This window comes from Anaerosacchariphilus hominis (assembly GCF_014290175.1).
GTDB classification, from domain to species: domain Bacteria; phylum Bacillota; class Clostridia; order Lachnospirales; family Lachnospiraceae; genus Laedolimicola; species Laedolimicola hominis.
In genome coordinates this window covers 277,090-297,223 of sequence record NZ_JACOOR010000002.1, presented here as the reverse complement: position 1 = coordinate 297,223, position 20,134 = coordinate 277,090, and the positions used below count along the sequence as shown (strand labels likewise).

General features: G+C 53.0%; 14 protein-coding genes and 1 tRNA gene. 3 read left to right on the top strand and 12 right to left on the bottom strand.

What is annotated here, in order from left to right; translation table 11 throughout:
- Window positions 1-145 precede the first annotated feature (145 nt).
- From H8S44_RS03840 to thyA, 6 genes are all read right to left on the bottom strand, one after another.
- Window positions 146-4,672 carry a PolC-type DNA polymerase III gene (locus H8S44_RS03840; protein ID WP_186873169.1) on the bottom strand — a complete coding sequence of 1,509 codons (4,527 nt, stop codon included), beginning with the start codon at window positions 4,670-4,672 and terminating at the stop codon, window positions 146-148.
- A gap of 11 nt (window positions 4,673-4,683) precedes the next feature.
- Window positions 4,684-5,757, bottom strand: a complete 1,074-nt coding sequence (gene ispG / locus H8S44_RS03835; protein ID WP_243167467.1) for a flavodoxin-dependent (E)-4-hydroxy-3-methylbut-2-enyl-diphosphate synthase — start codon at window positions 5,755-5,757, stop codon at window positions 4,684-4,686.
- A complete protein-coding gene (locus H8S44_RS03830; protein WP_186873170.1) occupies window positions 5,754-6,971 on the bottom strand; it encodes an FtsW/RodA/SpoVE family cell cycle protein in 1,218 nt (405 codons plus the stop codon). The genes ispG and H8S44_RS03830 overlap by 4 nt, the downstream gene beginning before the upstream one ends.
- Before the next feature lie 179 nt (window positions 6,972-7,150).
- The gene (locus H8S44_RS03825; protein ID WP_186873171.1) at window positions 7,151-8,176 is read right to left on the bottom strand and encodes a branched-chain amino acid aminotransferase; all 1,026 of its coding nucleotides are present in this window, start codon (window positions 8,174-8,176) and stop codon (window positions 7,151-7,153) included.
- Between the two features lie 186 nt (window positions 8,177-8,362).
- On the bottom strand, window positions 8,363-8,854 hold the full coding sequence (locus H8S44_RS03820) for a dihydrofolate reductase (protein ID WP_186873172.1): 492 nt from the start codon (window positions 8,852-8,854) through the stop codon (window positions 8,363-8,365).
- An 18-nt stretch (window positions 8,855-8,872) separates the two neighbouring features.
- A complete protein-coding gene (thyA, locus tag H8S44_RS03815) occupies window positions 8,873-9,721 on the bottom strand; it encodes a thymidylate synthase (protein ID WP_186873173.1) in 849 nt (282 codons plus the stop codon).
- Window positions 9,722-9,900: 179 nt separating this feature from the next.
- Here thyA and H8S44_RS03810 point away from each other — a divergent pair.
- Window positions 9,901-9,973 (top strand) — tRNA-Gly (locus tag H8S44_RS03810).
- A gap of 233 nt (window positions 9,974-10,206) precedes the next feature.
- Window positions 10,207-11,043 carry an amidohydrolase family protein gene (locus H8S44_RS03805; RefSeq protein ID WP_186873174.1) on the top strand — a complete coding sequence of 279 codons (837 nt, stop codon included), beginning with the start codon at window positions 10,207-10,209 and terminating at the stop codon, window positions 11,041-11,043.
- Between the two features lie 36 nt (window positions 11,044-11,079).
- Here the strand turns inward: H8S44_RS03805 and H8S44_RS03800 are convergent, their stop codons facing one another.
- The 5 genes from H8S44_RS03800 to glyA form a co-directional block, all read right to left on the bottom strand.
- Window positions 11,080-12,366 carry an N-acetylmuramoyl-L-alanine amidase family protein gene (locus tag H8S44_RS03800; protein ID WP_186873175.1) on the bottom strand — a complete coding sequence of 429 codons (1,287 nt, stop codon included), beginning with the start codon at window positions 12,364-12,366 and terminating at the stop codon, window positions 11,080-11,082.
- A gap of 20 nt (window positions 12,367-12,386) precedes the next feature.
- Complete coding sequence (locus H8S44_RS03795; RefSeq protein ID WP_186873176.1) at window positions 12,387-13,784, bottom strand: ABC transporter permease; 1,398 nt, start codon at window positions 13,782-13,784, stop codon at window positions 12,387-12,389.
- Between the two features lie 3 nt (window positions 13,785-13,787).
- Window positions 13,788-15,557 carry a COG1361 S-layer family protein gene (locus H8S44_RS03790; RefSeq protein ID WP_186873177.1) on the bottom strand — a complete coding sequence of 590 codons (1,770 nt, stop codon included), beginning with the start codon at window positions 15,555-15,557 and terminating at the stop codon, window positions 13,788-13,790.
- A 5-nt stretch (window positions 15,558-15,562) separates the two neighbouring features.
- Window positions 15,563-16,291 (bottom strand): ABC transporter ATP-binding protein, encoded by a 729-nt coding sequence (locus H8S44_RS03785; protein ID WP_186873178.1) that lies wholly within the window; start codon window positions 16,289-16,291, stop codon window positions 15,563-15,565.
- A gap of 200 nt (window positions 16,292-16,491) precedes the next feature.
- Window positions 16,492-17,733, bottom strand: coding sequence for a serine hydroxymethyltransferase (gene glyA, locus H8S44_RS03780; RefSeq protein ID WP_186873179.1), 1,242 nt, complete (start codon window positions 17,731-17,733; stop codon window positions 16,492-16,494).
- A 241-nt stretch (window positions 17,734-17,974) separates the two neighbouring features.
- Here glyA and H8S44_RS03775 point away from each other — a divergent pair, with 241 nt between their 5' ends.
- Window positions 17,975-18,241, top strand: a complete 267-nt coding sequence (locus H8S44_RS03775; protein WP_186873180.1) for a DUF1294 domain-containing protein — start codon at window positions 17,975-17,977, stop codon at window positions 18,239-18,241.
- A 35-nt stretch (window positions 18,242-18,276) separates the two neighbouring features.
- On the opposite strand, the gene aspS is transcribed toward H8S44_RS03775, so the two are convergent.
- Window positions 18,277-20,055 (bottom strand): aspartate--tRNA ligase, encoded by a 1,779-nt coding sequence (gene aspS / locus H8S44_RS03770; RefSeq protein ID WP_186873181.1) that lies wholly within the window; start codon window positions 20,053-20,055, stop codon window positions 18,277-18,279.
- Window positions 20,056-20,134 lie beyond the last annotated feature (79 nt).

Sequence of the window (20,134 nt, the reverse complement as noted above, 5' to 3'; positions counted from 1 at the left end):
CGCCTTTTTCAATATGGGCTTTAGTATAACATGTTTATTTCGAAATTTCAAGAAGGAATTGTGTGTTTTTTGCAAACAAAAGACCGTCCACGGCTGACACTTACTTTTTTTCAGCCGCGGACGGTCTTCTTTTTCTCTATCCTGTCTATCCCACAAAATCGAACAGCGACAGCTGGTTGGACTCGGGCAGGTCGCCCAGCAGCCCCAGATCTCCCATAAAATCAATAACGGTCTTGGACAGCTTACTGCGGGTCCGCAGGTCGTCCCGGGACAGGAAGGGACCGTCCTTGGCCGCCGCCTCCAGCTGGTCCGCCGCCTTGTCGCCCAGGCCCTCGATGGTACTCAGGGCCGGCATCAGCTTACCGTCGATAATCTGAAAATGGTGGGCCTTCGCCTTATAAATATCGATGGGCCAGAACTCAAAGCCTCTGGCATACATCTCCTGGACGATGTGCATGTCCTTCATACTGTCCTGCTCCTTCTTGGACAGGGAATCGCTGCGGCGCTTGTAGTCGGCCATATAGTAGGCCAGCCGCTCCTTGCCCTGGCACATGAGCTCATAGCTGAATGCCGACGCACGGATACTGAAGTAAGCCGCGTAGTAAGCCAGCGGATAATTAATCTTACAGTAGGCGATACGCCAGGCCATCATAACATAGGCTGCCGCATGGGCCTTCGGGAACATGTACTTGATCATTTTACAGGACTCGATATACCAGTCCTCCACGCCCTCAGCCTTCATGGCCTCGATCCATTCGGGCTTCAGGCCCTTTCCCTTTCGCACACTCTCCATGATCGTAAAGGACAGACTGGGCTCCACACCCTGATGGATCAGATACAGCATGATATCGTCTCGGGTACAGATGGCCGTGGAAATGGTGGCCTTACCCTCTTTGATAAAGCGCTGGGCGTTATTCAGCCATACATCCGTACCATGGGACAGTCCGGAGATTCGGATCAGATCCGAGAAGGACTGGGGCTTGGCGTCGCACACCATCTGGATAACAAAGTCTGTACCGAACTCCGGGATACCAAGGCAGCCAAGGGGACAGCCGTCGATATCCTCCGGCCGGATGCCCAGCGCCTCCGTGCTCTTGAACAGGGACATTACCCCCTGATCGTCCAACGGAATGGTCTTCGCGTCCAGACCGGTCAGGTCCTCCAGCATACGAATCATGGTCGGATCATCGTGTCCCAGAATGTCCAGCTTCAACAGGTTGTGGTCGATGGAGTGGTAATCAAAATGGGTAGTAATGATGTCCGTGGTCATATCATTGGCCGGGTGCTGGATCGGCGTAAAGGAGTGAATCTCCTCCCCGTGGGGCAGTACCACGATACCGCCCGGGTGCTGGCCCGTAGAACGACGCACGCCCACGCAGCCCTGGACGATCCGATCGATCTCGCAGTTTCGCTTGTGCTGGCCATGTTCTTCGTAATAATTTTTTACATAACCGAACGCCGTCTTATCCGCCAGGGTTGCAATGGTTCCCGCACGGAAAGTCTGTCCCGTACCGAAGATGACCTCGGTGTATTTATGGGCCTTGGACTGATAATCGCCGGAGAAATTCAGGTCGATATCCGGCTCCTTATCTCCCTTGAATCCCAGGAAGGTCTCAAAGGGAATATCAAAGCCCTCTTTTTTCAGCGGACCGCCGCAGACCGGGCAGGCCTTATCCGGCATGTCGCAGCCGGCCGCGCCCGCGTACTTTCTTACCTCTTCTGACTCGAAATCACTGTAATGGCAGGCCGGACAGTAATAGTGGGGCGGCAATGGGTTGACCTCCGTGATTCCGGCCATGGTAGCCACAAAGGAAGAACCTACAGATCCCCGGGAGCCCACCAGATAGCCGTCCGCATTAGACTTCCACACCAGCTTCTGGGCGATGATGTACATAACCGCGAAACCATTGGAAATGATGGAATGCAGCTCCTTCTCCAACCGCTCCGTTACCACCTGGGGCAGGTCTTCGCCGTAGATGGAATGGGCCTTCTCGTAACAGATATCACGGAGGGTCTGATCGGAATTTTCGATGACCGGAGGACACTTATCGGGGCGTACCGGAGAAATCTTCTCGATCATATCCGCAATCTTATTGGTGTTCGTGATCACGACCTCTTCCGCCTTATCGCTTCCCAGATACTCAAATTCCGCCAGCATTTCCTCCGTGGTACGCAGGTACAGAGGCGCTTGATTGTCCGCGTCTTTAAATTTCTTTCCGGCCATGATGATGCGCCGATAGACCTCGTCCTCCGGGTTCAGGAAATGCACGTCGCAGGTGGCCACCACAGGCTTGTGGAACTGCTCGCCCAGGGACACGATCTTTTTGTTCAGGCGGATCAGATCGCCCCTGGACTCAAAGGTAGGACGCTCTCCCCGCAGCATAAATTCATTATTTCCCAAAGGCTGGATCTCCAGGTAGTCGTAGAAGTCCACCAGACGGGCAATCTCCTCGTCGGGAGCGGAACGCACCAGGGCCTGGTACAGCTCTCCGGCCTCGCAGGCGGAACCCACGATCAGCCCCTCCCTGTGCTTCTGAAGCACGCTTTTGGGAATCCTGGGTACCCGGGCAAAATAGTCCAGATGGGACCAGGAAACCATGCGGTACAGGTTCACCCGGCCAATCTCATTTTTTGCCAGAATAATCACATGGTGGGGACGCAGCTTTTTAATGGCGTCCGCATCCAGCGCACTCATCTGATTCACGGCATTCAAATCATGGATATCACGCTCCTTCAGCATCTGGACGAACTTCACAAAGATCTCCGCGGTACAGCCTGCGTCATCCACAGCCCGGTGATGATTTTCCAACGAAACATCCAGGGCCTTCGCCACATGATCCAGCTTATAACGGTTCAGCTGGGGCAGTAAAATACGTGCCAGACTCAGCGTATCCACCACCGTAAACTCGCAGGGCAGGCCCTGGCGTTCGCTGTTCTTGCGGATGAAGCTCATATCAAAATCCACATTGTGCCCCACCATCACTGCACCCTTGCAGAATTCCAAAAACTTCGGCAGAATCTCCTCGATGGTGGGCTCATTCATGACCATCTCGTCGTTGATGCCTGTCAGCTTCTCGATCTCAAAGGGAATCGGGGTCCGGGGATTCACGAATACGCTGAATTTGTCGGTGATCTCACCCTTTTCTACGCGGACAGCTCCAATCTCGATGATCCGGTCATTTTCCGCGGAAAACCCGGTGGTCTCGAGATCGAAGACCACATACATATCATCCAGGCTCTGTCCGGCCGCATCGGTGACGATATCCTTCAGATCGTCCACCAGATATCCCTCCACGCCGTAGATAACCTTGAAATTATCGCTCTTTTCCAGACTGTGGCTGGCATCCGGGTAGGCCTGCACCACGCCGTGGTCGGTCACGGCGATGGCCGTATGTCCCCAGGACTTGGCCCGCTTGATAATATCCTTCACATCAGAGACACCGTCCATATCGCTCATCTTCGTATGGCAGTGGAGTTCCACCCGTTTGATCTCGCTGTTGTCTGTCCGGGGCGTCCGGAAGTCCGAGGATTTCTTGATACCCACCACGGAGCTGATGGTCAGCTCATTGTCGAAACGGTCCATGGAGGTCAGGCCCTTCAGTTTGATAAAGGATCCCTTCTTCACTTTCTCCCGGAAGGCTTCCATCTCGTCGTTTTTCTCAAAAATCTTAATCCGGATTGTATCTGTATAATCCGTCACGGTAATGGTTACGATGGTCTTTTCCCCGCGGATCTCCCGCTCGTCCCAGCCGGTGACCTGTCCGTGGATGACCACCTCGCCCATTTCCCCGATGACCTGTACCAGATCGATGATCTCGCTGTCATCGAAATCACGGCCGTAAAGCACGTCCGGATTGTTGCTGGCGCCACGGCTCCGGAAGCCTCCGCCGCTTCTCAGGGTCTTGCCGTAGGCGTACTCGCTCTTGCCGAAATTGCCGAAATTCTTCTTTCCGCCGGAAGCGGCGGCAGCAGGCTTCTTCTCTGTCTTCACACTGCCTGAATTTCCCTTTTCTGTGCCTGCTACCACGGTTTTCCCGCCTGAGCTCTCCACACCCTCTGCACTGTCCCCCGCGTCCGCCGCCTGCTTGGCCGCCCACATGGCCGCGTTCAAAGCTTCTGCCTGCTTCTCCACATCCGCCCTGCCGCCGCGTTTTTTCTTTTCCTCCTGTTTTTCCACAAACTCCACCTGGATTTTCACGTCCAGTCCACATCGATCGGTGAAAATCTTATACAGAATGCGGATAAGTTCGTCGGCCGCGTCCTCTCCCAGAGTGGTCTTCTTCAGCTCCATTTTCAGAAGGTTACTTTCCGGAAATGAGATCTTCGCCCCCCGGAACAGGTTATACTCCAGCATACTGTAGTTCCGCAGCTCAAAGAGGATACTGTCCTTGTAAAGCTCCATCAGCTTCTCCGGATTATACTGGCCAGACAGCTCAAAACGCTCCAGGATCTTCACGGTGATATCCGCCCCGCCGAAGAGCTGTTTCTTCAAGGTCCTTTCAAGCTGAAAAAGCCGCTCCTTATGGATCAGCTTTCCGCTCACGAGATACACTCTTATGAAATTTTTTGCCCGGTTGGAGGTGACCTTTTCCACACGCACCTGCTCCAGCAGATCCTGAAGTCCCTGCTCCACATGCAGGGGTGGAAATACCTCCGCGAACATTTTTGTCATGCGCTCTCTCCCTAGTTTTCGTTCCAGTGCAGCAGCTCCTCGCGCAGCGCGCCCAGAAGCTCATCCTCCGGCATCCGCTGTACGATCTCGCCCTTCTTAATCAGCATACCGGTACCCTTGCCTCCTGCGATTCCGATATCGGCTTCCTTGGCCTCGCCCGGTCCGTTGACCACGCAGCCCATGACGGCCACCTTGATGTCGTCCAGGGGAATATCCTCCACCATGCGCTCTACCTGATTTGCCAGGCCGATGAGGTCGATCTGGGTCCTTCCGCAGGTGGGACAGGATACCACCTCGATGCCGCCTTTTCTAAGTCCCAGTGTCTTTAGAATACGCTTTGCGGAGCGGATCTCCTCCAGGGGATCGCCGGTCAGGGATACGCGGATGGTATCTCCGATACCCTGATAGAGAATGATACCCAGACCCACGGCGGACTTGATATTTCCGGAGTACAGGGTTCCCGCCTCGGTGATGCCCACATGCAGGGGATGATCCGTCTTCTCCGCAATGAGCTCATGGGCCCGGGCGCACATCATCACATCCGAGGACTTGATACTGACGACCAGGTTGTCATAGCCCATATCCTCGATGAGATGAACCTTATCCAGAGCGCTCTCCACAATACCCTCTGCGGTAACGCCGTGATACTTCTCCACCAGCTCCTTTTCCAGAGAACCGCTGTTGACGCCCACCCGGATGGGAATGTGGCGCTCCCTGGCTGCGTCCACCACGGCCTGCACCCGTTCGGTGCTTCCGATATTACCGGGATTGATCCGGATCTTGTCCGCCCCGTGCTCAATGGCCGCCAGGGCCAGCTTATAATCAAAATGGATGTCCGCCACCAGCGGAATGGAGATCTGTTTTTTAATCTCCGTCAGGGCCTCTGCCGCCTCCATAGTGGGAACCGCGCAGCGGATGATATCGCAACCAGCCGCCGTCAGCGCCTGAATCTGGGCCACGGTGGCCTGTACATCCTCCGTCTTTGTATTGGTCATGGACTGGATCAGGATCGGATTTCCGCCTCCGATAACCCGATCGCCGATCTGTACCGTTCTTGTATATTCTCTCATTCTACGCTCTTTCATTCCATTCGAGCCTCCCTTAACTCTTTTTCCCGCTTAAAGCGGCTTCTCTTTTCCACATTCAGCACCATGCCGATCTCTATCAGCAGAAAGACGGACGCCGTACCGCCGTAACTGAAGAACGGCAGGGTCACGCCGGTGGTCGGAAACAGACTGGTCACCACCATCAGATTCAGCACCACCTGCAGGGCCACATGGGAAAAGACGCCGATGACCAGCAGCCGTCCAAAGACGTCCTCCGCCTGCTGGGCCACGCTGTACAGCCGGTACAACAGATACACGAACATCAGAATCACCAGTCCTGCGCCGAAAATCCCCAGCTCCTCGCAGATGATGGAGAAAATCATATCATTATAGGGCTCCGGGATGCTTCCCAGTTTTTGAATACTGTTCCCCAGTCCCTTACCGAAGAGGCCGCCGGATCCGATAGCATACAGCGCCTGCAGGGACTGATAGGCCTTGTCCGACTCATAGGAGTATGGATCCAGCCAGGCCAGAATCCGGGCGCTTCGGAAACCGCCGCTTCCGTCGCCTGCCGTTCCCGCGGCAATGGATTTTTTCAGATACAGGATCAGGGCCCCGATACCCGCCGCTCCCGCGCCTCCCGCGATGAAAAAGGGGTAGTACTTGGGATATACCATAAAGGCCATCAGAAAACAGATACCGAATACAATGGTGGCCGTACTCATATTGTTACTGATCTTCAGAATCAAAAAGGAAACCACCGCCGTGGGAATCATCAGCTTGATGAAGGTCTTCAGATCTTTAATCTTCGATGCGTTGGACGAAATCAGCGCTGCTGAAAAGAGAATCATGGCCACCTTCACCGGCTCCGCCACCTGGAACTGTCCCAGACCCGGGACACGGAGCCACCGGGTCGCTCCCTTGACCGTAACGCCCAGGCCCGGCACCTTCAGAAGCAGAATCAATACCACCGACCCGACGAGACCGATGCCTGCGAAATATCTCCATCTGTGGTAATCGATGTTCGCCACCACCAGCATTACCGCCAGACCGATGACGCTCCACTGCACCTGGCTTTTCAAAAAGTATGTAGGGTCATGATGAAAGATTTCACTCATGCTGGCTGTATAGTAGCTGGCGCTGTATATCATAATCAGACCGAATACCATCAGGAAAATGACGGCCACGATCAGATTCATATCGTAACTGAGTAAAGAAGAAAGAAATCTTCTTTTTTTCTTTTTACCGGACATGCAGTTTTCTCTCACGCTCCTTTCCGGTAAGCTTCCTGCAAACAGGGTTAATTTTTATTATACGTTTTTCCGGCCCGGCTTGCAAGTACTATGCGGGAATGTGATGGAAAAAGAGGCGGGACAAGTCTTTTCCTTATCCCGCCTCTTCTTATGTATCATGTGTCCTATACTTCTGTATCTTACTCTACGACCTTGATCCAGCCCTTGGGAGCCTCAATGCGTCCCATCTGGATACCGGTCAGGGTATCATACAGCTTCTTGGTAACCGGTCCCATCTCGTCCATTCCGCTGGGGAAGCAGATCTCCTTGCCGTGGTCTACGATCTTTCCTACCGGAGATACGACTGCTGCTGTTCCGCAAAGTCCGCACTCTGCGAACTCCTTTACTTCCTCGAAAGGTACGACTCTCTCTTCTACGTCCATTCCCAGGTACTCTTTTGCCACATAGACCAGAGAACGACGTGTGATGGAAGGAAGGATACTGTTAGACTTCGGCGTTACCAGCTTGCCATCCTTGGTTACAAAAAGGAAGTTCGCTCCGCCTGTCTCCTCCACGTTGGTTCTGGTGGCTGCGTCCAGATACATATTCTCAGCGAAACCTTCCTCATGAGCGGTTACGATGGCGTGCATACTCATGGCGTAGTTCAGACCAGCCTTGATGTGGCCTGTTCCGTGGGGTGCTGCACGGTCAAAATCAGATACCTTGATGGTGATCGGCTTTGCGCCGCCCTTGAAGTACGGTCCTACCGGAGTACCGAATACACGGAACTGATACTCGTCAGCCGGCTTTACGCCGATAACCGGGTTGGTTCCGAACATGTAGGGACGGATATACAGGGTAGCGCCTGTTCCGTAAGGCGGAACATAAGCTTCATTTGCCTTTACTGTCTGTACGACTGCGTCAACGAAACGCTCTTCCGGGAATACGGGCATCTCCAGACGCTTTGCGGACTGAACCATACGCTCTGCGTTCAGGTCCGGGCGGAAGATAACCGTCTGTCCCTTCTCTGTGGTGTATGCCTTCATACCCTCGAATACGGTCTGAGCGTACTGCAGAACACCTGCGCACTCGTTCAGAACTACATTTGCATCGTCGGTGAGGGTACCCTCATCCCATGCGCCGTTCTTAAAGTTGGATACATAACGCTTGTCGGTCTGTACATAGCTGAAACCGATATTTGACCAGTCTAAATTTTTCTTTTCCATGTCAAAGCTCCTCCTTACACTCATTCAGTAATTTTCTGATTTTCCTTTGGGGATTCCTGAAAATTCACTCCAGCCGTATGCCTGTATTCACACTGGGCTGCCGCGGCCTTACCCGTACTGAACTTTAATTTTTTATATTATAGATCAGATTCTTTGATACTGCAATGAGAAAAAGCGTCAAATTTCCTATTTTTTTCGTTCGTATTTGCAGAAGGTGAATTCCAGGTCGAAATAAGTCTTCTCATCGCTCTCCCCGGTCAGCTCCCAGTCCGGATCCTGCTCCAGGTTCGGGAACCAGGCGTCGGCCATGTACTCGTGATCGATCCGGGTCACATGGGCCACGTCGCAGTAGGGCAGGAACTGCTTATAGATAGTATCCCCTCCGATGACATACACATCCTCCGGCGGGTATTCGCTGATGAGTTCCATGGCCTCATCCACGGAATGAACCACCTCCGCGCCTTTCACCTGATATTCCGGATTACGGGTCAATACAATATTGGTACGGTTCTTTAACGGCAATCCGTTCGGAAAGGTTTCCAATGTCTTGCGGCCCATCACTACCACCTTGCCGGTGGTAGTCGTACGGAAGAATTTCATATCCTCCGGGATACTCACCAGCAGCTTATTCTGATAGCCAATAGCCCAGTTTTTATCTACAGCAACAATTAAATTCATAGGTCAAATTCTCCTTTCTTATACTGCAATGGGAATATCCCTGATCTGCGGTTCAGTCTCGTAGTCTTCCACATGCAGATCATCCGTGGTAAAGGCGTAGAAGTCCTTCACTTCCGGGTTCAGCCATACCTTCGGTGCCGGATGTTCCGGTCTGGCAATCAGCTCTTTGATAATATCCACATGGCGATCATAGATGTGCGCGTCTGCGATCACATGCAGCAGCTCGCCCGGTACCATATCGCAGACCTGGGCCACCATCATGAGCAGAATCGCATACTGGCACACATTCCAGTTATTGGCTGCCAACACGTCCTGGGAACGCTGGTTCAGTACCATGTTCAGCACCAGCTTTTCCTGTCCCGGCTTCTTGGTCACATTATAGGTCGCGCCGTAGGCGCAGGGATACAGATGCATTTCGCTCAGATCTGAAAATACATAGGTGTTCGTCATAATCCGGCGGCTGTAGGGATTCTGCTTCAGGTCGAACAACACTCGGTCCATCTGATCCATATCCCCCTCTTTGTAATGGCTTTTCACACCGATCTGGTAGCCGTAGGCCTTACCGATGGAACCGGCCTCGTCGGCCCACTCGTCCCAGATGTGGCTGTTCAGGTCGTGAATGTTATTGGACTTCTTCTGATAGATCCAGAGAATCTCGTCCATACAGCTCTTGAGGCCTGTCCGTCTCAGGGTCAGTGCCGGAAACTCCTTCGATAAATCATAACGGTTCACCACGCCGAAACGCTTGATGGTATAGGCAAAGGTGCCGTCCTCCCATTTGGGCCGCACCTTCTCTCCTTCGGTGCTAGTGCCGTTCTCGATGATATCCCGGCACATTTCTTTGAATATCTGATCTGCATAGCTCATGCGGTTCTTCCTCCCATGTCCGTCATTGCTTTCTATTATAGGAAATAATCGGGCTCTTTACAAGGTGTATCCACCTCTCTGAAAAGTTTTTTCATTTTTTTCAAAAAAGCTGTTGACAAATGAATCTAAATCCTGTATTATACATCATGTCGCTGATGAACAACAGCCGACACACCGATGCGATAGTGGCGTAGTTGGTAACGCGCGACCTTGCCAAGGTCGAGACCGCGGGTTCGAGCCCCGTCTATCGCTCTTCTAAAAAGGAATTCTGAGAAATCAGAGTTCCTTTTCTTTTTGTATTTTCGTAATTTCGCAAAACGTCACCTTTGCTCTGCTCTTGAAAAACAAATAGAAATCCCCTATACTAAAATACATCATGTTATAACAAAGTCCCTGTTTTATGCTCCCTTTGTTATAGACAGCTTTCATTTTATCCGATAAATATGAATGTTACATTTAATAGCCATACAGGAGGATACTTCACAATGATCATTGATTTTCACACGCATATATTTCCCAATACCGTAGCTCACCGGGCAGTTTGCAATCTGGAGCAGGTGGGCCGGGTGGTGGCCTACACGGACGGCACCCTGGAGGATCTGCGCCATTCCATGAAAGAGGCAGGCGTCACCCATTCGGTGGTACTTCCTATCGTGACTAAACCCGGGCAGTTCCGCCATATCAATGAATTCGCCGGCTCCATCACCCATGAGGAGCCGGACGAGGATGGACTTTCCATCATCAGCTTCGGCGGAATTCATCCGGATTCTCCCGATTATAAGGGCGAACTGCAGGTTATCCGGGATATGGGACTAAAGGGAATCAAACTGCATCCCACTTACCAGAATACTTATATTGACGATATTCGTTACGAGCGGATTATCGGGTATGCCGTAGAGCTGGGGCTTCTGGTTTCCATCCACTGCGGCCGGGATCTGGGCTTCCCCCGCCAGGTGAACGCCACTCCGGCCAGACTGCATCATATGATCCGGGATGTGTTTCCAAATGACAGGGGAGATACCTCGAAACTGATTCTGGCCCATCTGGGAGGCCATGATATGGAAAATGAGTCGGAACACCTGCTGGTGGGTGGGGACTACTACATGGATCTGGCCTACATCCTGCGGCTGGCCCTGCCGGAGCAGATTCTCCGCATGAGCCGGAATCACGGTATTGATAAGATCCTCTTCGCGACGGATTCGCCCTGGAGCGGGCAGAAGGAGGATGTGGAATATATTCAGCGCATCGGGTTTACGGAGGAGGAGCTGGAGAAAATCCTCTATAAGAATGGAGCTCGATTGCTGGGATTGAAAGAACGATAAATAAAACAGACCTTCCCCTCCCTTCGTCCGGCCTATCTACCGCCGCTCCGCCTCTGTCCGCAGCTCATAGTTATTATAGGCCCGTATCACAAGGGTCTCTTCCTGAGAGGCTGTGGCAGGCAGGGTGAAGGTGATGTCATTGCCGCTTCCTTCCGGCCACAGGAATAGTCTGGAATAAGTGGTTCCGCTGTCTGTGCTGTAATCGTAGTACATGACACGGCTCTCCGGCTCTTCCGCGTGGAGGGTGATCCGGACATTCTCTGCATCTCTGTGCGTCAGAGTATAGTAGACATTTACCGGCTCCGTGGTGTCCGGGCGCACCGGAGAGGAGGCCGGTTCTTTTCTGTCTATTTCAGGCAGTTCCGCCTGATTTTCTCCCTTTTTGAGTCCAAAATACGCGGCGATACCCGTGGCGTCGCATCGGCCAAGGGCAGCCAGCTTTTCATCCGTGTCCATCCGGGCCCAGTCCTCGTCCTGATCCATGTAGCCGTGTTCGATGATGATAGCCGGGATTCCCAGGGCACGGCTCTCCCGGATGATTCCATAGTAGTCGGCGCCTTTGCTGCCCAGGCGGGTCTTGACCCCCTTGGAGACAAAGCCATCCCCCATCAGCTGTGCCAGCACCTGATCGCCGATACCCTTCCCCCTGGCATAATAGCTGCCAAAAGCAGAGGTAAATACCTCCGATCCAAAAAAGTTATGCTCCGCTGACGCGTTCAGATGGAGACTGATGAGATAATCAGCTCCCACCGACCTGGCATAGGCCGCCCGTTCCTTCAGTGTCAGAGCTTTGTCGTTTTCCCTTGTATACAGGATTTCCACATTTCCATAGTTGGAAAGCTCTGTTCCAGCCGCTTTGGCGATCTTCAGGGTCAGATACTTTTCATAAGTATCCCGGTAACTGGCTCCCAGCTCCTGTTCGTCTGTGGTTCCCGGACCGCCGTGACCCGGATCCAGTACGATACGGATGCGGGGAACGCCTTCCTGTGCCGCCAGTTTTTCCGGGCTTAGGCCCGTTTCCGTGGTATTCTCTCTATCTGTCTTTTCCTGTTCAGAATCTGCGCTCTCTGTTCCCACATTTTCCGCTTTCTCGCCTTGTTGCTCTGCCATTATACGGGCTTCCTCTCCCGCTTCCACAAAACGCTCTCCCCCGGAAGCGAAAAGAGCAGACCCGGCAGTTCTGCCAGGTCCGCTGATTTCGTTGCCACGGAGCGCATTTACCAGGAGCAGGGCGATGACTGCCACACAGACCACCGCCGCTCCTGTCAGAATATGCTGTAGCCGAAGAAGTATTCGTTTTCTTCTGTTTCTGCTTTTTTTCATAATTCGTCCCTATCCTCCGGTTACTCGTTCCGGATAGCTGCCAGGGGACTCAGCCGCATGGCCCGAAGCGCCGGAAACAGTCCGGCCAGCATACCAATCACCACCGCAAATATCAACGCCAGCAGGGTCAGGTATGGAGGAATATAGGAGATATTGGCGTAGCTCTCCCTCACCACAAAATTAATAACCGCCGAGATAATATAACTGAGCATGACTCCCACTACGCCGCCAATCAGACCGATGAAGCCGGCCTCTGCCAGAAACATATTCCGGATAGCCGCCATATCGCAGCCCAGCACCTTCATGACACCGATTTCTTTGGTCCGTTCATAGATGGACATCATCATGGTATTGGCGATTCCGATGGCCGCCACAAAAAGAGACACCGCGCCGATACCGCCCAGCGTAGCCTGAATAGAACGGGAGCTCTGCTGCACCTGCTCCATCCACTCGGCATTGCTGTTGGCCTGCAGTCCCAGATTCTGAATGGCAGTCTGCACCTCTTTGACATTTTTCATATCATCCACACGGATATAGGCAGAATCGTAATAAATCTCTTTATAGGGCTTTCCGGACTTGGTGGTAGGCTGACCCGGAATGGCCTTTCCCTTGTAGATCTTTTTTAGCTGCATTTTCAGTGCTTCCACATCGCAGAGCACGTTGTTGGAATTCTCCGTATAGTCATTTTCCGTACCTGCCATCACGCCGCAGGCCGGAATCAGATACTTCTTCGGGGCCGCCACCGGAGTCCCGTTCTCATCCTTTCCGCCGTTCTTGCTGTTCCAGTAGGCGTCCGTATCGAAAATGATAAACAGTGGATCCTTCATATAATCAATGTCTGCCAGCTGGCCCGTATCCCAGTAATACTGGTTCGTCTTTGCGTCATAGAAGTCCGTGATTACCGTATTGCCGTATAGAAATTTCAACTCCGAGTCCGACAGCGGCAGCTCGCTTCCCTCTGTCAGCTCCAGGTTCAGCTTCTGCAGGGCTTCCTTACTCATGCCCTGAATATTCAGATAAGCTTCCCATTTCCCATACTTGGCAATGGCTGAGGTGGAGAGAACTGGGGAGGCGATCTCCACATGATCTATCTCGGACAGCGTCTTTATCATGGCGTCATTGATCCGGATGGGCTCATTATCGGCAGAGCCCGACATACCACTTTCCGCAGACATGGCCGTGCCGCCCCCGCCGTAATGCATTCCGCCGCCATTTTCATTCGGATAGACCGTAATCGTTGTCAGGCCTCCGTACTGTTCGATCTGTTCCATATTGGATTTACTGAGTCCCAGTCCCAGGGAAATCATAACCATGATGGAAGCCGTTCCCACAACTACGCCCAGCACCGTCAGAACTGTCCTGAGCTTCCGCCGCCACAGGCTGCTCAGACTCATTTTGAGCAAATCGCTAAAACTCATGGATTACTCCTCTTCCTTCCCGTCTCCGGATGTCTCGGTTTCCTCATCTTCCGCTTCTTCCTGCCCGTCGTCCTCCGGATCCGTATCCTCCAAATCATCCAGGTCGTCTGTCTCCAGAAACTCTGCCGCTTTTTTGGCCTTCTTCTTCCGAATGATCAGGAAAGCTACCACAGCTGCAATCACAAGCGCCAGAGGAAGCAGTACATACCAGATCCGGAAGCCGCCGCCCTGACTGCTTCCATCATCATAGGAACCGTCATCCGTCATGCCGTCATCGTAGCTCATGGGCTCTGTTACATAAAGTTCCATCTCCTTCTCCACGGTCGTCGCTTCTCCGGACTCATCTTCAAAGGTGATCTGGATCTTGACCTTACCATCATCCATGGTGGCTGCAGCGCCGGTCAGATATGCGTCCACACTTCCGGTAGCTCCCGGATCGATGTTTCCGAGGTAGGTGTCACCGCCGGTCACGGAATCTGCTGAAAATTTCACGGAAGCATTATAAAGCTTCGTCTTGCCGATATTATAGAGGCTGAAGGATACATTGGCTTCCCCGCCCACTTCGATGGACTGGGGCGTTACCTCTATGCTGCTGGTGTCAACCCTTGCTTCCTGACGCACCGGAATGGATACGCTGGCCGTATTCTCATAAGCATTGACGCTCTCGTCCTCGTAGTTCATCTTCACATTGATCACATAAGGCTTCTGGGCCAAATCTGATCTGGCTTCCAGCTCGATGCTGATGTCTTTATTGGAGCCTGCCGCAATCTTATCCACAAATACGGTACTGGATCCGGCCGTTGGCAGGAAAGAAGCCGCCACATAAGTGGTATCGGTACTCTCGCTGGCCGCCTGGATATCAAACACCATATTTTTCACAGCTGTGGCCTTGGAAGTATTCTGCATATGAAGCGTCAGGGTGAAGGTATCGCCTGCGTGTACGGTCTCCGGGTCCGTAGAAAATCCGGTGACAATGACACGGGGCGTGGACGCCTTTCCATCCGCGGAAATACCTGTGGTTCCCACCACATTTACATAGGAAGTAAGAGTCACTGTGGTCAGGCTCTTATCATCATTTTCATAGGTCACATTAAAGGAAATGGGCATATAGCCGCTGGGCGCGTCCTTCCGGGTCTTCAGAGTCCAGGTCAGTTCCCGGCGCCGATCCATGTCAGAACCGCCGTCATCGGTACCCGGCAGCCGGTCAATAGTCTGGCTGTAGTTGGAGGTCTCGATCTCAAAGGGCCACTTGGCTGCGTCCTCGCTGATCACCGGGGTTACCACCGCGTTCTTCACACGGGTACGTCCCATATTTACCACCGGGAGTACCACGTTCACGCGCTGGCCCGCATTGGCCACGGGAGTTACCCAGTTGCCGCCTACCATGATGTTGGCGTTGGTTGTGGTGGGGGTGGTGTCGCCGTCAGGAGTGGCAGAGGGTACAAAGGAATCCAGCTTGGCCATCGCCTTTGCCAGGTATGCCGTCACCTGCTCGCTGGTACGCATATTGGAAATAACGGTATCCGCATCCTTTTTTGCTTTATCAAACTCTGCCTTCTTATCCTCCGGAATAGAGTCCTTGAGGACATCGTAATAATCTGCCAGCTGATCCAGGGCGTTTTTCTTTGCGTCTGCTAAACTTCCTGTACCGCCTCCGCTTCCACCAAGCGCCGCCTGCGCCACCATGGGTTTCCATCCCGCTCCCACTGCGGGAACTGCCAGCGCGCCGCACATCATCAGCACTAGTACTTTTTTCATCCACTTATTCTTCATTTTTCTTATTCCCCCTCTATCTGCTCTGATTTATTTCGGTTGTCTTCTATCTTCACAATCTTACCGTCTATAATATGGAAAATCCGGTCTGCGAAGCTGGCCAGATGGTTGTCATGGGTTACCATCACCAGTGTCTGATTCCGCTCCCGTACGATCCTCTGCATCAGCCGCATGACCTCCGCTGAGGTATTGGAATCCAGATTTCCCGTAGGCTCATCGGCAAAGATAATCTCCGGATCCAGTACCAGAGCTCTCGCAACGCCCACGCGCTGCTGCTGTCCTCCGGACATTTCATTTGGCCGGTGATCCTTATGTTTGGACAGCCCCACCAGATCCAGCATCTTATCCGCCTTCTCCATCCGTTCCTTCTTCGATACACCCCGGAAGACCAGGGGCAGTGCCACATTCTCCACCGCGTCCATGGTTCCCAGCAAATTAAAAGACTGGAAGATAAAGCCCACATGCTCCCGCCGGAACTTTACAAGCTGGTTCTCACTCATCTTCTCCAGATGCTCTCCGGCCACGATGATCTCGCCTTTGGTGGGCTTTTCCAGACCCGCCAGCATATTCAGCATCGTGGATTTTCCGGAACCGGAAGTACCCACGATGGAACAAAACTCTCCCTTATAAATCTTCAGATCCACGCCGTTCAGTGCCCGCACCTTGTTCTCGCCGACCCGGTAGATCTTATAGAGATTCTTTACCTGTATCACAGGCTCTCTTTTCTCCGCCATCTTCACTCTCCTGTGCCTGCTGCCCGGCACTTCGCTTCGCCAGGCTACTATATCTAGTATACTATGCTATCAGTATAGCATACGGGTGTGGGAAAAACTATTTAAGAATTCTTTAAAATTCCGCCATAAAAAACAGGGAGAAATCCGGCCGTTTCCAGATTTCTCCCTGCTTTTCTTATTCCTTCCAGTATCTTTTAAATTTACATGTCCAGTGGATACTTATCCGTCAGGCTCTTCACCAGAGCCTTTGCTTTTTCTGTGGCGCTTTCTCCTTCTTTGATCATCAGAGCTACAGCTTCAGCGATGGTTTCCATATCCTCCTCCTTCAAACCCCTCGCCGTGACAGCAGGGGTTCCGATACGGACGCCGCTGGTGACAAAAGCAGATTTGGGGTCATTGGGAATGGTATTTTTGTTCGCTGTGATATTGGCCGCGTCCAGCAAATGCTCCACTTCTTTTCCAGTCAGGTCGAAGGGAGTGAGATCCACCAACATCAGATGATTGTCCGTGCCGCCGGATACAATCTTGATGCCCCGATCCATCAGGCCTTTGCAGAGAGCTCTGGCGTTCTTCACAATCTGCTGCTGATACTCTTTATACTCGGGCTGCAGTGCCTCCTGGAAGCAGACAGCCTTGGCCGCAATCACATGCATCAGGGGGCCGCCCTGGATGCCCGGAAATACTGCTTTATTGAAGTTAAACTGCTTTGCGGTCTCTGCGTCCGAGAGAATCATACCGCCTCTTGGACCCCGGAGGGTCTTATGAGTGGTCGTGGTGGTCACGTGGGCGTAGGGAATGGGGCTGGGATGCAGGCCTGCTGCCACCAGTCCGGCAATATGCGCCATGTCCACCATCAGGTATGCGCCCACTTCGTCAGCGATTTCACGGAAACGCTTGAAATCAATGGTTCTGGCATAGGCGCTGGCCCCGGCAATGATCATTTTCGGATGGCACTCTTTCGCGATCCGGAGAACCTCGTCATAATCCAGGACGCCATCGTCGTTGACTCCGTAGGGAACCACATTGAAATAGGTTCCGGAGAAGTTCGCAGGGCTTCCGTGGGTCAGGTGTCCGCCGTGAGCCAGATTCTGTCCCATGATGGTATCACCGGGCTTCAGCATAGCGAACTGAACGGCCATATTGGCCTGGGCGCCGGAATGGGGCTGTACATTCACGTATTCACAGCCGAAGATTTTTTTCGCGCGCTCGATGGCCAGCTTTTCCACCTCATCCACGCATTCACAGCCGCCGTAATAACGTTTTCCGGGATATCCTTCCGCGTATTTATTGGTCAACGGGCTTCCCATGGCAGCCATTACGGCTTTGGATACCCAGTTTTCCGATGCGATTAACTCGATGTGGCTGTTCTGGCGGCTCATCTCCGCCTGGATGGCAGCTGCTACTTCGCTGTCCACTGCTTTCACTTCATCCAATGAATACATGTTCAGTTCCTCCTTGGCTTTCTGCGCGCATGTCCTTGTGACGCGTACATTTGTCTTTTTCAAGTTGGGTCTATTATATGCACTGAGCCAGAAAAATGCAAGTATTTTTTTCAATACTTTGTATTTTATGATATAATGTCGTCAGACATTATATCCTGCCGAATGGCATCCATAGCGGAGCGGCATATCCGAAGGATATGATATAATATCGTCAGACATTATATCTCGTAAGGAGGCGCTTATGACCTATTTTCTAATTTATCTGTGTATCATAAACCTCGTCGCCTTTTCTCTGATGGGCATTGATAAAAGGCGCGCCCGCCGCCACGCCTGGCGGATTCCGGAACGCACCCTTTTCCTGTCTGCCCTTCTGGGAGGCGGTGCCGGAGCGATTCTTGGCATGCAGCTTTTCCGGCATAAAACAAAGCATACCGCCTTTGTGGTCGGTATGCCCTGCATTTTTCTCATGGAGACGGCTGCCCTTTTATGGTTTTTCTGCTTCCGGTAGGGATACCGGAGGCAGCCGTCTCATTTTTTTATTTCTTATTCTTCTGTTTTTTCTTCCTTCTCATCCTTCACAATAGCAATGTGTACGTCTGCCAGCTGCTTGGGATCTACGGTGGCCGGAGCGCCCATCATCACGTCCTGGGCAGTCTTGTTCATGGGGAAGGGGATAATCTCACGGATGCTCTCCTCGCCTGCCAGCAGCATGACCATGCGGTCTACGCCGGGAGCGATACCTGCGTGGGGCGGAGCTCCGTAACAAAAAGCGTTGTACATGGCCGGGAACTTGGCTTTCACATCGTCCTCGCCCAGGCCTACCAGCTCGAAAGCTTTCACCATGATCTCCGGGTCGTGGTTACGCACCGCGCCGGAGGACAGCTCTACGCCGTTGCAGACCAGATCGTACTGGTATGCGTAGATGTCCAGGGGATCCTTCTCCTCCAGATCCTTCATGCCGCCCTGGGGCATGGAGAACGGATTGTGGCAGAACTCCAGCTCGCCGGACTCCTCGCCAATCTCGTACATGGGGAAGTCCACGATCCAACAGAACTCGTAGCATTCCTTGGTCATGTGACCCTCTACGGTATTGCCCAGGATCTTCCGCAACGCGCCCGCGGTCTTCTGTGCCACTAATCTCTTGCCCGCGGTCAGGCCTACGAAGTCGCCGGGCTTCAGGCCAAGAGCCTGAACCACCTGTTCCTTGCGCTCGGTGACAAACTTGGAGATACCGCCTACCAGCTCTCCATTCTCATCCAGACGGAACCAGTATGCCTTATTGCCTGTCTGTACCTCGGTATCGGCACAGATCTTATCTATGACTTTCCGGGTAGCTTTGAAATCGCTGAATACCACAGCCTTCACGGTCTGGCCCTCGAAGGGTCCGAAGCCGCAGTCTGCCAGACACTCGGTAGCGTCCTGAACCACCAGATCGATACGCAGGTCCGGCTTATCAGATCCGTATACTTCCATGGCGTCATGGTAGGAGATCCGACGGAACGGGGCCTTGGATGCGGTATTGTAGGTGCCATATTTCTCAAATACCGGCGGAAGCACGTCCTCCAGCACCGCGAATACGTCCTCCTGGCTGGCGAAGGCCATCTCCATATCCAGCTGATAGAACTCTCCCGGGGAGCGGTCTGCTCTGGCGTCCTCGTCCCGGAAGCAGGGAGCGATCTGGAAATACCGGTCGAAGCCGGAGGTCATCAGCAGCTGCTTGAACTGCTGGGGAGCCTGAGGCAGGGCATAAAACTTGCCCGGATGGTTTCTGGAAGGTACCAGATAGTCTCTTGCGCCCTCGGGGGAAGAGCAGGTCAGGATCGGCGTGGTAATCTCCAGGAAGCCATGCTCGGTCATACTTCTTCTGAGCTCTGCTACCACGTTGCTGCGGAGCACGATCCGCTCCTTGACAGCCGGGTTACGGAGATCCAGATAGCGGTATTTCAAACGGGTGTTCTCATCTGCCTCCTTGGAACGGTTGATCTCGAAGGGCAGCTCGTTGTAGCGGCAGCGCCCCAGCACCTGAATATCAGTGGGAACCACTTCGATTTCGCCGGTGGGCAGCGCCGCGTTCTTGCTGGAACGCTCCCGTACCACGCCTGTAATGGACAGGGTGGATTCCGTGTTGACGCCGGACAGCTTCGCCATCATTTCCTCGGTCTCGATCACGGCCTGAGTGGTTCCGTAGAAGTCTCTCAGAATCAGGAAGCCGAGATTTTTGCTGACTTTACGCAGGTTCTCATACCAGCCTACCAAAGTCACGGTCTCACCTGCGTTTGCGAGACGCAGCTCGTTACAGGTGTGTGTTCTTGACTGAAACATAGTTTTTTCCTCTCTTATCTATCGCTGTTAATATGAAATGATCCCGCCCGGGCCAAATGGCGGCAGACGGGGTTTTATC

What these genes read in the sequence shown, in the direction of transcription:
- H8S44_RS03800 (WP_186873175.1), bottom strand. Translation starts at nt 12,366, where the DNA reads ATGAAAAAAAGCAGAAACAGAAGAAAACGAATACTTCTTCGGCTACAG.
- H8S44_RS03805 (WP_186873174.1), top strand. Translation starts at nt 10,207, where the DNA reads ATGATCATTGATTTTCACACGCATATATTTCCCAATACCGTAGCTCAC.
- thyA (WP_186873173.1), bottom strand. Translation starts at nt 9,721, where the DNA reads ATGAGCTATGCAGATCAGATATTCAAAGAAATGTGCCGGGATATCATC.
- H8S44_RS03785 (WP_186873178.1), bottom strand. Translation starts at nt 16,291, where the DNA reads ATGGCGGAGAAAAGAGAGCCTGTGATACAGGTAAAGAATCTCTATAAG.
- H8S44_RS03775 (WP_186873180.1), top strand. Translation starts at nt 17,975, where the DNA reads ATGACCTATTTTCTAATTTATCTGTGTATCATAAACCTCGTCGCCTTT.
- H8S44_RS03820 (WP_186873172.1), bottom strand. Translation starts at nt 8,854, where the DNA reads ATGAATTTAATTGTTGCTGTAGATAAAAACTGGGCTATTGGCTATCAG.
- H8S44_RS03840 (WP_186873169.1), bottom strand. Translation starts at nt 4,672, where the DNA reads ATGACAAAAATGTTCGCGGAGGTATTTCCACCCCTGCATGTGGAGCAG.
- glyA (WP_186873179.1), bottom strand. Translation starts at nt 17,733, where the DNA reads ATGTATTCATTGGATGAAGTGAAAGCAGTGGACAGCGAAGTAGCAGCT.
- H8S44_RS03830 (WP_186873170.1), bottom strand. Translation starts at nt 6,971, where the DNA reads ATGTCCGGTAAAAAGAAAAAAAGAAGATTTCTTTCTTCTTTACTCAGT.
- H8S44_RS03795 (WP_186873176.1), bottom strand. Translation starts at nt 13,784, where the DNA reads ATGAGTTTTAGCGATTTGCTCAAAATGAGTCTGAGCAGCCTGTGGCGG.
- H8S44_RS03790 (WP_186873177.1), bottom strand. Translation starts at nt 15,557, where the DNA reads ATGAAGAATAAGTGGATGAAAAAAGTACTAGTGCTGATGATGTGCGGC.
- H8S44_RS03825 (WP_186873171.1), bottom strand. Translation starts at nt 8,176, where the DNA reads ATGGAAAAGAAAAATTTAGACTGGTCAAATATCGGTTTCAGCTATGTA.
- ispG (WP_243167467.1), bottom strand. Translation starts at nt 5,757, where the DNA reads ATGAAAGAGCGTAGAATGAGAGAATATACAAGAACGGTACAGATCGGC.
- aspS (WP_186873181.1), bottom strand. Translation starts at nt 20,055, where the DNA reads ATGTTTCAGTCAAGAACACACACCTGTAACGAGCTGCGTCTCGCAAAC.